The 14765-nt window shown below is 41.2% G+C and carries 10 protein-coding genes; 7 read left to right on the top strand and 3 right to left on the bottom strand.

All coding sequences use genetic code 11. From position 1 onward, the window contains the following. Positions 1 to 113 precede the first annotated feature (113 nt). Both VUI23_RS13440 and VUI23_RS13445 read left to right on the top strand, forming a co-directional pair. Positions 114 to 4640 carry an EAL domain-containing protein gene (locus tag VUI23_RS13440; RefSeq protein WP_342804663.1) on the top strand — a complete coding sequence of 1509 codons (4527 nt, stop codon included), beginning with the start codon at positions 114 to 116 and terminating at the stop codon, positions 4638 to 4640. A 348-nt stretch (positions 4641 to 4988) separates the two neighbouring features. Continuing rightward, entirely contained in the window at positions 4989 to 5219 is a 231-nt protein-coding gene (locus VUI23_RS13445) for a hypothetical protein (RefSeq protein ID WP_216048317.1), read from the top strand. A 79-nt stretch (positions 5220 to 5298) separates the two neighbouring features. Here the strand turns inward: VUI23_RS13445 and VUI23_RS13450 are convergent, their stop codons facing one another. From VUI23_RS13450 to fadI, 3 genes are all read right to left on the bottom strand, one after another. After that, complete coding sequence (locus VUI23_RS13450; RefSeq protein WP_216048316.1) at positions 5299 to 5496, bottom strand: hypothetical protein; 198 nt, start codon at positions 5494 to 5496, stop codon at positions 5299 to 5301. Between the two features lie 192 nt (positions 5497 to 5688). After that, positions 5689 to 7878: a fatty acid oxidation complex subunit alpha FadJ gene (gene fadJ, locus VUI23_RS13455; protein ID WP_342804664.1), complete on the bottom strand. Its 2190-nt coding sequence runs from the start codon at positions 7876 to 7878 to the stop codon at positions 5689 to 5691. A gap of 10 nt (positions 7879 to 7888) precedes the next feature. Next, positions 7889 to 9199, bottom strand: coding sequence for an acetyl-CoA C-acyltransferase FadI (gene fadI, locus VUI23_RS13460; protein WP_216048314.1), 1311 nt, complete (start codon positions 9197 to 9199; stop codon positions 7889 to 7891). Between the two features lie 255 nt (positions 9200 to 9454). Here fadI and VUI23_RS13465 point away from each other — a divergent pair, with 255 nt between their 5' ends. Genes VUI23_RS13465 through VUI23_RS13485 form a run of 5 tightly spaced genes read left to right on the top strand, consistent with a single transcriptional unit; the run spans position 9455 to position 14764 of the window. Continuing rightward, positions 9455 to 10411: a MoxR family ATPase gene (locus VUI23_RS13465; protein WP_342804665.1), complete on the top strand. Its 957-nt coding sequence runs from the start codon at positions 9455 to 9457 to the stop codon at positions 10409 to 10411. A 10-nt stretch (positions 10412 to 10421) separates the two neighbouring features. Then, positions 10422 to 11369, top strand: coding sequence for a DUF58 domain-containing protein (locus VUI23_RS13470; RefSeq protein ID WP_216048312.1), 948 nt, complete (start codon positions 10422 to 10424; stop codon positions 11367 to 11369). Continuing rightward, a complete protein-coding gene (locus tag VUI23_RS13475; protein ID WP_342804666.1) occupies positions 11366 to 11872 on the top strand; it encodes a DUF4381 domain-containing protein in 507 nt (168 codons plus the stop codon). The genes VUI23_RS13470 and VUI23_RS13475 overlap by 4 nt, the downstream gene beginning before the upstream one ends. Beyond that, positions 11865 to 12869 (top strand): VWA domain-containing protein, encoded by a 1005-nt coding sequence (locus VUI23_RS13480; RefSeq protein WP_216048310.1) that lies wholly within the window; start codon positions 11865 to 11867, stop codon positions 12867 to 12869. Before VUI23_RS13475 ends, VUI23_RS13480 begins: the two co-directional genes overlap by 8 nt. Continuing rightward, positions 12866 to 14764, top strand: coding sequence for a VWA domain-containing protein (locus VUI23_RS13485; RefSeq protein WP_342804667.1), 1899 nt, complete (start codon positions 12866 to 12868; stop codon positions 14762 to 14764). Before VUI23_RS13480 ends, VUI23_RS13485 begins: the two co-directional genes overlap by 4 nt. The last annotated feature ends 1 nt before the right edge of the window (position 14765 follow it).

A 14765-nucleotide genomic window follows, 5' to 3' on the forward strand; every position in this document is an offset into this window, starting at 1 on the left:
GTGCACTTAAATTGGGCATATTAGCTACCTTAGTTCGTCACATTGTCATTGCTTTTTATGAAAATAATAATAATAAAAAAACAAAATGCATTTGAGATAGGTGAAACATCGATTTGAGACGATTATTTCAGTCTACTGGGCTAATCGCATTAATCATGCTTTTGTCCTTATCCTATTCTAAATCCTACGCCAATGTAGCAGATATTCAGCTTCGTAATTTCTCGGTGCAACAAGGCCTGTCTCAAAGAACCGTTTTAGATATTATTGAAGATAAAGATGGATACATTTGGTTCGCCACAGTCGATGGCTTGAACCGTTTTGACGGCACATATTTCAAACAATATACCCCTAAATTACCAGACGAAAAACAGTTTCCCATTGAAGTGATTCGAAAATTATTTATCGATTCCAACAATAACCTATGGTTTTCAAGTATGGGGGCAATTGCCAGGTACCTACCGGAAAAAGATGATTTCCAAGTGTATGGCCGAAAGAACTCTAATTTAAAATCCAATATATTTTGGGCTATTGGTGAAACCAAACAAGGTAAATTACTTTTTTCAGGTGAAACATCACTTTACGAATATAACCCAGAATTAGATGACTTTACTGACGTTGAATTTAGTAACGGTGCTAAATTAAATGACTCAGTAAGAACTATTTACGCTGAAGACGATATTATTTGGTTAGGTACTGAAAAAAGCGGCATTTATGCTATCGACCCAAAAACTAACTATTTATACAATTTACAAGAGAAAAACCCCTGGAATATTCAGTTAAATGCGAAAACCCTGTTTGATATAGTAAAAATTGATAACCAGTATTGGTTAGGTACTTCGGTTGGCGCTATTGTTTTATCAGAAGATTACCAGATAGAGTTACAACTGGATGCCTTGCGAAATGATCAACTGAAAATTATTAACAACACTGTTCGTACCATAGTACAAAGCGATGATGGCAACGTTTGGTTAGGTACCACAGATGGTATCAGTATTTATGATAGTAGAGAGCAGTCAGTATTTTCCATTGACCGAGATAATGGAAAATACATAGGGTTAATTAACACAATCATTATTAAAGCTTATAAAAGTAGTAATAATTCAATTTGGTTTGGTACACATGCGGCAGGTCTTTTCCAATATCATAAATTGTTTTCCGCGATTAAACATTTCAAAATAGTTAATGATAATTTGCCGGGCATTAGTAATAGTGTCTGGGGGTTTGCAGATAACGGTGATAAAACTATATGGATAGCTCCGTTAAGTGGAGGAGTCAGTTTATATAATATCCAAACAGGTGAATTTAGACGCTTTTTGCAAGAATCCACTACTCTCGTCTGGGATGTGGAGGTTGATGCAGAAAAACGCTTGTGGCTGGCCACTGATACCGGTATTCATGTTTATGAATTCAAAGATGACAATTTAAATCATGTAAAAACGTTATTTTCAGGAACACCGATAACCGAATTAGAGCCGATGCAAGAGCAGTTCTGGGTAAAAGACATTAAGGAGCATTCTTTTTTAGTCGATGCTAAAGACCTAGCCAAAACACCAACAGAAATATCTTATAAAGGCTTGAATAGTGGAGTGATAGCCCAACTGCTTTTAGATAGCCAAAACAATATATGGCTAAAAACTGATGCAGGCATTGTTGTTACCGATCAAAACTACGCAAACTCTACTCGTATCTTATTACAAAACAATTTAGACGAAGACCAACCCGTGGTTTATAACGTTCATGAAACGGCTGATGCGTTTTGGGCGTCCACAGGAAAACACGGAATTTTCAAACTTGATAAAAAAACATATGCCCCGATAGAACAGATCCACCCCCGTGGATATAACGTGAGAGGCATTGTCGTAAATTCCGTACTAGATACCCAAAATCAAACATCGGTATGGCAATGTAGTCAATCAGAAATTTGGCAAATTTCATTGGAAACAGGTGAGATATTACAGTTAATTCCTCGACAAACTTTGGATTACAATGATTTGAACCAAGGCGCCACCTTGATGACAGCAGAAGGTATGTTGTTTTTTGGTGGCACAGATGGCTTCCATGTTTTTAATCCCCAAAAACTCACAGATTTAACGCTGGGAAATAGCGGAACAGCATCCCCCTTACCAACCTTAAGTCCGCCCAAAATCACTGAATTATGGATTCACAATAAACCTGTAGCTATCGGTGTTGAAGGCTCGCCATTAACTAAACCCTTGAGTTTAACTAGTTCTATCTCTTTGTCTTACGAAAACATTCCATTTACTTTGTATTTCGATCATATTAATTCGTTGTATCAAAATGAGTTGAACTATCGTTATCGATTACTGGGTTGGCGAGATACCTGGATTGAAACCGGCAATAATGGAAGGTTTGCTTCCTTTTCCATTGAAACCTATGGAAACCATGTTTTTGAAGTCCAAGGACGTATTGGTGATGGGCCTTGGTCCAAGACCGCAAGACTTAACATAATGATTTCACCGCCGCTTTGGCTAGATACACCAGCCATGGCGTTGTATGGATTGTCCGCCATTCTTGTATTATTGCTGATGTTACGGCAATACAGGCGTAAACTGGCGGTACAAAATGCCATTAAAGAAAGTGAAGAACGTCTAAAGCTTACCCTTTGGAGCAGTGGAGATGAACTCTGGGATTGGGATGTTTACCGAGGGCAGGTATATCGTGCCAATACATGGGGAACGATGGATTTTCCGCAAGACGACATTCGTTCGAACAGTTCCTATCAAGCCAATATCCATCCCAATGATATGTTACGGGTTCAAGAAGCGCTAAAGACCCACATCGATAAAAAATCGGACTATTTCCAAGTTACCTATCGAGCTCGCACATTTAAAGGTGATTGGGTTTGGATTTTAGATAGAGGGATGATTGTCAAGCGGGATAATAATGATCAGCCGATTAGGATGACTGGTACTCTTAAGAATATCAGTCATTTAAAACAAGCTGAAGAACAGCTTAAACTTTACGAACGTTCAATTGAAACCATTTCTGACGGTGTGTTTATTGCCGATACAACCTTCCGCTTTATTTCAGTTAATCAGTCTTATTGTAATTACACCGGTGAAACCCGTGAGCAGGGTTTAGCTAGCTATCTTAAATTCAATCAATACCCGGAAGCTTTCACCGAGGAAGTGAAAAAAGCACTGCGTCAAAAAGGCAATTGGAATGGCGAAGTTGAATCTAGACGCGCCAATGGCGAACGCTATGAAATGGAATTGAATGTCGATGCGATCCATGGAGAAGATGGCAAAACAACTCATTATGTGGGTGTATTTTCGGATATCACTTCTCGTAAAAGCACCGAAAAAGAATTGTTGAAATTGGCCAATACTGACCCACTAACAGAAATGCCCAATCGATCTTTTTTCCAAGCTAGCCATCACAACCTAGTGCGTAAAGATGTGCCCCATGCGTTAGTGTGTTTAGACATGGACAACTTCAAAAAAATCAATGACTCTTTAGGTCACCAAACCGGTGACATTTTGATTAAGCAAATTGGTAAAAGGCTGCAAAAAATTACCGGCACCAATGCAACATGTTACCGCTTAGGCGGCGATGAATTCAGTATTCTAGTCGACCGCGAAGAAGATATGCAGCGCATTAACCATTATGCCCAGCGTATTTTAGATCAGATGGCCCACCCGTTTTTGATTAACAAACAAGAATTTGTTTTAGGGGCAAGTGTTGGTATCGCTTTCTATCCTGAAGATGGTACTTCAACTCAAGAGCTGTTAAAAAATTCTGATACTGCGATGTATTTTGCCAAAAATGCTGGCGGCAACAAATACCAATTCTTCAGCGGTGAAATGAACCAAAATGCAGTTCGCCAATTACAAATCGAAAACCTTATCCGCTATGGCTTGAAAGATGACTTGTTCACTGTTTTCTATCAACCTAAAGTTGATATCGCCACCGGCAGACTTGTAAGCATGGAAGCCTTAGTGCGTTTTGAACACCCCGACAAAGGTATTGTCAGCCCAGCTCAATTTATTCCCTTAGCAGAAGAAACGGGTCAAATCATTGACATTGGCGAGCAAGTACTTCGCAAAGCCTGTGAAGATACTAAACGTTGGGTTTCACAAGGGTTATTCACTGGGCGTGTAGCAGTGAATATCTCGGCTCGACAATTTGAATTGCCGGATCTTGATGATCGTATTTCCCGTATATTACAAAAAGTAGGCTTATCACCGCTCCATTTAGAGTGTGAGATAACGGAAGGCACGCTAATGCAAAATCCAGAGCAAGCCTTGCAAATGATGCAAAGATTGCGTGAGAAGGGCATACACCTCGCGTTAGACGACTTTGGCACCGGCTATTCATCTTTAGCATATTTGAAGAAGTTCCCGCTCAATACGCTGAAAATAGATAAAGCTTTTATTGATGACATCGCTATTAGTAGCGTAGACAAACATATGACCGCAGCAATAATTAATATAGCCCACAATCTAGGGTTAAAAGTAGTTGCTGAGGGCGTAGAACAAGAGAAACAGCTCGAAATTCTGAGCCTTTATGATTGTGAAATGTTGCAGGGCTACTTATATAGTAAACCCTTAAATGCCAAAAAGTTTGAAAAACTGTTGGCCGAAAATGTCCACATTAGCCAATTAATCGGCACGAATTAACCTACACTCCGGTTAATTCGTTATCTTCTAGGTATCACCAACCCGCTCGCTTGCTGACTAACAGTCAAAATTCCAACGCCAGAATATCGACTTTTGATATTAGTTGTGGAATTGACGTCCAATGATGAACTCTTAATTTTTAAAAAATCCTGCAAAAACAACAAAAATCCCAAACCATTGAATTATAGGGTTAATTTATCTGAATGTGAGGATTTCAACGCTCTAATCGGTAAAATATTTCAGCAAAAGTTAAAGTTGGCATATTCCTCGCAGATATATAAATGATTGACAAAAAATTGTCAGTTATAAAATTAAAATAATACAGAAGTATCAAAGAGGAACCGAAAGATGTTAAAAGCTTATGCTGTAGCACTAATGCTAACTACGACACCTACAAGCGCAAACTTAGATGGTGCCAATATAACCGAACAGCAAAAAACTGTATCGACTAGTTCAAACAAAGTCCTTAAGCCTGGTGGCGGTATTGGATTCGACACTAACAAGGTTCTTAAGCCTGGTGGCGGTATCGGATTCGATAATAATAAGGTTCTTAAGCCTGGTGGCGGTATTGGTTTTTAAGTGCTAATGCATTGGATTTTAGAATATGACAAGGACAGTATTTGAAAAAAGAGAGGTTATCCTCTCTTTTTTTTATGCCCTACACTCTTAGCAGAGAATTATTAAAACCACGAGATTGACGCAAAGCGACTCGTTGAGAAATTGAAAACATTGGTAAGATCATGGGACCAAACATAAGCCCTGCTAACGCCCACTTTTTAGCTGGTAACGCACTTTTGAAAGCTTCAACATAGTAATATACGCTAAACACTAAACAACTTATTATCGCTAAAATCATTTTCGCCCGCCTATGCATAGTTTCAATCGCGCAAATTATACTCAAGCAAACTTACAAAACTAGTAGTTTTAGAGGTTTCAACTAAAAAAGCCGAGCAAAGCCCGACTTTTAACAATTTAATTACAAAAACAAACCCTTTAAATAGACAATTCATTTACCAGTAATTTACATTCCATCAATAGATTCAGCAGCTCAATAGAAGGTTTCATCATTATCCGCCATCTCAACCAGTTTGGTTGCTGGAAGATATCTATCACCGAATTTACTGCTGTAATATTGTAAACGCTCGACAACAAATTTTGCGCCAAGCTTATCCATGTAATGGAAAGGACCACCAAGAAATGGCGGAAAACCAATACCAAAAATAGCGCCAATGTCACCATCTCGTGGATTACGAATCACACCTTCATGCAAACACATTGCCGCTTCATTTAGCATTAACATTACGCAACGTTCAGATATTTCAACTCCGCTCATGCGTTGTTCTGGTTTTATACCCAAAAGCTCATAGACACTTTCATCAACTTCTTTTCCCGAATTCTTTCCGGAATAAGCGTAAAAACCACGTTTGTTCTTTTTGCCTTTACGATCATCAGCAAGCACCTTATCGAATGCATCTGCTGACTTAAATCGGTCACCAAATTGAGCCATTAAAATAGGTATTATTTTCGTGCCTACATCTATACCAACTTCATCTAACAACTTAACAGGCCCCACTGGGAAACCGAATTTAACTAAGGATTTATCAATATGCTCAATTGGCTCACCGGATAAGAGTATATTTGCCGCTTCATTCATATGAGGAGCTAGAATACGGTTGACGTAAAAGCCAGCTCCATCTTTAACCACAATAGGTGTTTTACCCTGTTTACGAGCCAGCTCCACCGTAGTTGAAATGGTTTTATCTGAGGTTTTATCATGGGCAATAACTTCAGCAAGCGGCATCTTGTCTACCGGTGAAAAGTAATGCAATCCAATAACTTGTTCTGGTCGAGCAGCCTTTTCAGCTATTTGAGCAATGGGAATTGACGATGTGTTAGTGGCAAATATCGTATTTTCATTACAATTAGCCTCTACATCATTGACCATGGACTGTTTTAACGCTAAGTCTTCAAAAACGGCCTCAATCACTACATCGGTATCTTTAAATCCTGCGTAGTCAACACTCCCAGTCAATAAAGACATTTGCTGCTGCATTTCAGACTTTCGCATAAACCGGCGTTTAACCTTTTTATTTAAAAGATCAAAGGAGTATTTCATCGCATTAGCGACTCCCTCAGACCGGATATCTTTAATTCTGGCGGGTAACCCTGCTTTAGTAGCGGTAACAAACGCAATACCACCGCCCATCAATCCACCACCTAAGATACCCACTTTTTTCAACTGTCCAGGCTCAACACCGCTAACACCTGTTTCTTTTTTCATTTCCGTAGTAGCGAAAAAGATATTACGCAGTTGTTCAGATTCAGGGGTCATAACCAAATAAGCAAAGTTCTTAGCTTCTACCGCCATCCCTTCCTGTATGCCCTTATCAAAGCCTGTTTCAATACAATCAATAATTAATTCAGGAGCGGGATAATTGCCCTTAGTTTTACTTATGGTTTGTTTTCTTGCTTGTTTGAAAAGAGTATTGCGTCCAATTGACGTTTTTTCTAAGAATTGGCTCGCTAAATTCATTTTAACGGGTGTGCGTTGCGGTTTTGACTTCAACGCCATTTCTGTGGCCACCTCGAGCAGAATCGAACGTGGAACCATATCATCAACAATACCGTATTTTAGTCCTTGCTTAGCTCGTACTGCAGCACCAGTGAGCATCATTTTCATCGCTTGCTGGATACCAATTAATCGCGGCAAACGTTGCGTGCCGCCGCTTCCTGGAAGCAACCCAAGTTGCACCTCAGGCAAGCCCATTTGGGTTATTTTATCGTCAGTACATACTCTTGAATGACAAGCTAAGGCCAACTCAAGACCGCCACCTAGTGCCGGACCATGAATTGCAGCGACAAAATGCACTCGCATGTCTTCTATACGCTGAAAGATTTGTTGTCCGCCTGTGGCAATCGTCTCGACATCCTGAGCAGTCTCACAAGAGGCTAACATACTAATATCAGCACCCGCTATAAAGGAGTTTTCTTTGCCACTGACAACCACCACCCCCTTAATTTTACTATTGCTTTCGATTTCATCTAGCATTACTGAAATTTGATCTGCAAATTCCATTTTTAGCGTGTTCATCGACTCGCCAGGCACATCAATAGTTAATATAGCAACGCCATTGTCTTGTAGATCTAGAGTAAAGGCGCTATTTTGCTGAGATACTTTAGTCTCTTCAGATACTTGGCCCGCTTGAGTTAGTTCAGTTTCTTTATTCGCATTATCCACGTAATTCCCCTTACTCTGTTTCAACAATCATTGCAGCACCAAGGCCACCTGCAGCACACGCAGTCACTAAACCTGCACCACCGCCTTTGCGGTTAAGATCATTTAGCATTTGAGTGATCATCCGCGTACCGGTTGCTGCAAATGGGTGTCCGTAAGCAATTGAACTTCCCATTTGATTGAACTTGTCCATATCTATTTCACCAGTGGCTTTACTTCGCCCTAGCTTTTCTTGTGCAAATTTGTCGCTTGCAAACATTTTGATATTTGCCAGTGTTTGCGCAGCGAACGCTTCATGCATTTCTATTAATGTTAGGTCGTTTAAGGTCATCCCTGCTCTGTCCAATGCAATTGGTGACGCATAAGATGGTCCCATCAACATATCTTCCCAAACGTCTATGGCAGCAAACGCATAACTACGAATGTACCCTAACGGTTTATAGCCTAATTCTTTTGCGCGGCTTTCCGTCATCATCACGATTGCAGATGCGCCATCGGTTAATGGTGTTGCATTGGCAGCGGTTACTGTACCGTGTTTTTTATCAAAAACAGGGCGAAGCTTGGCATAGCCTTCTAACGTTGAATCGAAGCGCACATTGTTATCTTTTTCCAATGCCCCTTTGTATGGTTCGGCGTAAGCTGTCATGACTTCATCGTCTAAAAAGCCTTCATTCCAGCTCTTAGCTGCCAAGGAATGAGAACGATGAGCTAAGGCATCTTGTTCCTGTCGTGAAATGTTATGGGTTTTAGCCATTTGCTCGGCTGTCTGTCCCATTGATAAACCAGTGGAATATTCAGCTACTGCGGGCGGAACAGGCAATAAATCTTTGAATCCAAGCTTTTTAAACACATTCCACTTCTGACCAAGTGTTTTGGTTTTTTGCAGATCGGTAAGCGCTCTAGCAAGAGGTTTTGAAACCCCAATAGGCGACACTGAAGTTGAGTCAGCTCCGCCAGCAATACCAACGGCGATGTTTCCTGCCATCATAGATTCAGCAATATTGACTGTGGCTTGAAAACTAGTCGCACAAGCTCTGGAAACGGAATACGCATCAGTATGCACGTTCATGCCAGTGCCAAGTACAATTTCTCTAGCAATGTTTGGCGCTTCAGGCATTTGCACAACTTGGCCATAAACAAGTTGCTCCACTAAATTGGGATCCAAATTATTGCGTGTAATCATCTCGTTGACGACTAATTTCCCCAAATCAACAGCGGGTACGCCATGAAAATAAGTCGCCATTTTCGCAAAAGGAGTCCGTAGACCCGCCACTATAGCGATCCTATCGCCACTGCGAGTAGTAACTGTTTGTTTTGCTGACATTATTTGTCCTCGTATTTTTGCCGGCCAGAGTGGTCTGACCTGTAATGTATGAGCCAATTGTACAGAGTGTTAGATAAAATTCAAATTCTAGTTAACAAATTAGCTTTTCGCATAGATTCCCGATTAATTTGGCAATTTGTAACATTGTATTTCGAAAAGGGAACCTTATATAAAAGGATGTGTCACTATGTAGCACCAAATGCACATCGCATTTATCTGATGTACACCCTTTTTCATCGTAGTTAGGACAAATTAATGGCAGTTGAACAATTCAAGCGATTACAAGCGTATCTTGATTCGCAGGTGATCGGACAAAACAACCTAACCCACAACATTATGATCGCCTTGTTGGCAAATGGGCATTTGTTGGTTGAAGGCCCTCCAGGTTTGGCTAAAACACGAGCGGTAAATGCTTTAGCGCAGGGGATTGAAGGTGATTTTCACCGTGTTCAATTTACGCCCGACTTGCTTCCTGCCGATTTGACCGGGACTGATATTTATCGCCCTGAAACCGGAGAGTTCGTTTTTCAGAAAGGTCCTTTGTTCCATAACTTAGTACTTGCTGACGAAATCAACCGAGCACCGGCTAAGGTTCAATCAGCATTACTTGAAGCCATGGCAGAAAAACAAATCACCGTGGGTAATAAGACCTACCCTCTTTCAGATTTATTTTTGGTAATGGCAACTCAGAACCCGATTGAACAAGAAGGTACCTATCCATTACCTGAAGCTCAGCTAGACCGCTTTTTAATGCACTTAGAAATTGATTATCCTGGGGCCGAGACAGAGTTAGAGATTTTGCGTTTAACGCGGGATGAAGCCATTGGCAGTCAAAAAATCAATTCTGATATTATGAATCAAGCGGTTATTTTTGCGGCACGTAAAGAAGTATTGCAGATTCATTTAGCAGAATCTTTAGAAAAGTATCTTGTAGAGCTCATCATTGCCACTCGGACACCGGAAAAATATGATCCACAACTGGCTAATTGGATTGAATTTGGGGCCAGTCCACGGGCAACCATTGCGTTAGATAAGTGCGCAAGAGCACATGCTTGGTTAATGGGGAGAGACTTTGTGGGGCCCGATAATATTCGTGCAGTATTCCACAATGTATTACGCCACAGGTTATTACTAAGCTATGAAGCCGAGGCTGAAGGCGTCGATGCTAATCAGCTATTAGACCGTATTTTAACGCTTGTTCCAGTACCATAGACCTTATCCTATGCAAGATGTATCAAACTGGTTGACCCGGTTAAATGCTGATGGTGTTAGTTTAAACATCAAACAGCTACTGTATTACCAAAAAAAGACTAGCCTACTCAACTTGGCGCCCCGTAAAACCATCCAATCAAAGTTGGCGGGAAGTTATTTGGCGAAAACCAAAGGCCGGGGAATGGAGTTTGATGAAGCGCGACATTATCAACCTGGTGACGATATACGAGCCATTGATTGGCGAGTCACTGCCCGTTCTGGAAAAACCCATACAAAGCTATATAGGGAAGAAAAAGAACGCCCCATTTTTATTTTGGCAGATCTATCGCCTAACATGCACTTTGGCACTCAATTACTCTATAAGTCGGTGCAAGTTGCTCATTTAGCGGCATTGATTGCATGGTCTGCGACAAATCGTGGCGATCGAATTGGTGGCCTGGTGTTTAATCAACACCAACACCGAGAATTCAAACCACTGACTAGGAAAAAGGCTGTTCTAGGATTACTACACGGATTAGTAGAGGTTCATCAACCTGATGATTTACAACCTGGAAACTTCCAATTTTCTGATGCTTGTGCACGCTTGAGAAGACTAGTTCACCCTGGTAGCTTAGTCTTTGTACTAAGTGATTTTCAAAATCTCAACGAAGCAGCGAAACAGCACCTGAGTCGTATATCAAGGCACAGTGAAGTAGTGGCTTATTCCATCACCGACCCCTTTGAACATGATTTGCCCAAAGTATCAAATTCACAAACAGTTGAAGTTACCGATGGCGTTGATCAGCAAACGTTAGTGTTAGGAGAAAAAACCGTTTCTCAACAATATCATCGTTCTCATCAACGTCAATTTGAACAAATATCACGCACCTTGCAGCAATGCAAAACCCAGTTATTAAATGTTAGTGCTGCGGTTCCTATCGAACAACAGCTAGTTGAAAAGCGTGGAGAAATTGCATGAATCCGCTAGATCAGTTAGCCGACATTCAACTTCCCCAAGAGGTCAGTATCTGGCCTTTAGCCTGGGGATGGTGGGTATCAGCTATTTTGGTTTTGTTAATCTTAGTTAGCATTATTTATGGCGTTCGACACTACATACTTCATCGTCGAGCCAAAAAAGCAGCACTTTTGGCGCTATCAGCTATCGATTTAAACCAACAAAATGCGATTTCGCAAATCAATATTGTGCTAAAACGAGCGGCCTTAAGTTATTTTCCTCAAGAGCAAATAGCCTCGCTTCACGGGCAACAATGGAGCGCATTTTTAAGCAGTCAATTATCTGTAAAACAACAACAGAGTTTTCAACATGAAATTCAAGAATTTGTTGATTTACTGTATCGAGATGCGCCTAACAAAGATGTTAATAAAGCGGCCCTAACGGCTAAAACGTGGTTGCAATCGGCATTACCACCTAAACGAAAATCCAATCGCACGGTGCTGATTGAGGAGGCTCCTAATGTTTGAGTTTGCTTGGTGGTGGGCATTGTTCGCATTACCGTTGCCGTTGCTTGCATTGTTACTGCCCAAAAAGGAAAGACAGCAAGGAGCTGCTTTACGCGTCCCAGCGTTAACGGCAAATTTGGCAACCAATAACAAAAAAACCGGCCCGAATCGAATCAATTTGATAATCGCCATTTTGGCCTGGATAGCATTAGTTATCGCAGCCGCTCGTCCACAATGGTTAGGCGAGCCTGTTAACATTCCATCTGAAGGACGGGATTTAATGCTAGCGGTAGATTTATCCGGCAGTATGAATCAAGAAGATATGGTGGTGAATGGCCGTCGAGTAAATCGCTTAATCATGATTAAAAGCGTACTCAGTGATTTTATCGAAAGACGGGTTGGTGACAGGTTAGGTTTAATATTATTTGCCGACACAGCTTATTTACAAGCTCCACTAACCTATGACAGAAAAACGGTTGAGCAACTGCTACTTGAAAGTCAGATTGGCTTAGTTGGCGAACAAACGGCAATTGGCGATGCAATTGGATTGTCTATAAAACGTTTTGCCAACCGAGAAGAATCAAACAAAGTGATCATTTTATTGACCGACGGACAAAACACTGCGGGCAATATTACTCCGGCACAAGCCAACGAACTGGCCATAAACAATGATGTAACCGTATACACGATAGGGGTTGGCGCAGATTCTATGATAACCCAAGGTTTTTTTGGGCAGCGTCGAACGAACCCATCGAGAGATTTGGATGAAAAAATGCTAACTGAACTTGCCGAGTCCACGGGCGGCCAATACTTCAGAGCCAAAGATACCCAGTCTTTACAGCAAATTTATTCTATTTTGGATGCTCTAGAGCCCATTGAACGAGAAAACCGCCAGATGCGCCCGTTGCAAGCGTTATATTTTTATCCGCTAGCATTGGCACTTATTTTCAGTTTTTTAATTGCCTTAAATAGTTCTCTAGGATGGATAAAACAACGATTTTTGGGGAGGCTACAATGATTAATTTAGACAGCTTCCATTTTTTACGACCTGAATGGTTTTTTGCATTAATCCCACTGCTGTTATTACTGATTTTATTGATGAACATACACAGACGTCAATCTGGTTGGCAGTCAGTTGTAGCAAGTCACCTTTATCAGCACCTTATATCTGAAAAAGGCAACAGCCAAAGGCGTCCACCATTAAGCTTAGTGGCTTTAGGCTGGATAATTGCCGTTACCGCGTTGGCTGGACCAAGCTGGGAAAGGCTCCCTCAGCCGGTTTTTCAACTCAATGCTGGCAAAGCAGTAGTGCTAGACATGTCCATGTCGATGCGCTCCACAGACTTAACGCCAGACAGATTGACCCGTGCAAAATACAAAGCTATTGATTTAATTAATGAAATTTCTGAAGGTGATGTTGGATTAGTCGCCTATGCGGGCGATGCTTTTACCATTAGTCCGTTAAGTTCAGATGCGCAGAACCTAACAGCTTTACTACCAAGCCTAACGCCAGAAATTATGCCGGTATCAGGCAGTGAACCCTATCTAGGTCTCAAAATGGCGGCCGAATTACTCAAAAATGCTGGTTTTTTAGAGGGCGATATATTTTGGATAACCGACGGTGTGGAAGTTTCACAATTAGCCGAATTGAATACTTATATTGAAAGCCTTCCCTATCGTATTTCCATTTTGGGAGTGGGCACAGCTGAAGGTGCTCCTATTCAATTGCTTGATGGTGACTTTTTGAAAGACAATAGAGGCGCCATAGTTATCCCTAAAATGGATGCACAAATATTGTCAGGTTTAGCCCGCAAAAGCGGTGGAAAGTTTTATGCGATTACAGCAAATGACAGTGATATTAAATATTTAACTGAGCAAAGCTTAATAAATCACGAAACAATTTCAAACAAAGATGACAATGAACAGTTTGGTGATGAATGGCAAGAAGCCGGCCCTTATCTGCTTTTGCTGTTGTTACCGCTAGCCGCTTTGGCTTTTCGAAGAGGTTATGTTGCGATATTTTTAGTTACCTTGGTAACCAGTTCATTGGCGCCCCAACCCGCCTTTGCAAATACCTGGCAAGACTGGTTTAAAAACAGAGATCAACGCGGTTTAGAGTCTCTGCAAAAGCAAGATTATGAGCAAGCAGCAAACGAGTTTGAAAGTCCTATGTGGCAAGGCGCAGCGCTTTACAAACAAGGTAATTATCAAGCCGCGTTGGATGCATTTTCAAAAGCTGAAGGCCCACAAGCACTATACAATCAAGGCAATGCATTGGCACAGTTGGGCGAATTAGATGAGGCCATAAAAAGGTATGATGAAGCTCTTGCGCAACAACCTGATCATGCAGATGCGTTGAAAAACAAAGAGATACTCGAACAACTAAAAGAACAGCAAGAGCAAGAACAACAAAACCAACAGCAAGATCAACAAGGTGACGACTCTGAAGAGCAGCAATCTGAAGATCAACAGTCGCAGCAACAACAAGACTCGCAAGATCAGCAGTCGCAGCAAGATCAACAGAACCAAGACCAGCAAAATCAAGAGTCTCAGCAAGAGCAACAGACTGAACAAGAACAGCAAGATCAGTCTCAAAATGAACAAGATGCTGAACAAAACCAACAAGATGATTCCGAACAACAAGACGAATCTGAACAACAAAACGAGTCAGAGCAACAGCAGGACCCGTCACAACAAGAGCAACAGACTGAACAAGAACAGCAAGCTGCACAGCAGGTGCAAGAAGCAGAAGAATCAATGACGGATGAGGAGCGTGAAGAAATGCAAAGAATGCAAAATTTGCTCAATCGCGTCCCCGATGATCCGTCTTATTTACTCAAGCGCAAAATGCTGCTGGAAAATCAACAACGACGTCGTCAACGTACGCCAAGCCAGTCGAAGAGGAATTGGTAAT

It is taken from the genome of Alteromonas sp. M12, assembly GCF_037478005.1.
Taxonomy (GTDB): domain Bacteria; phylum Pseudomonadota; class Gammaproteobacteria; order Enterobacterales; family Alteromonadaceae; genus Aliiglaciecola; species Aliiglaciecola lipolytica_A.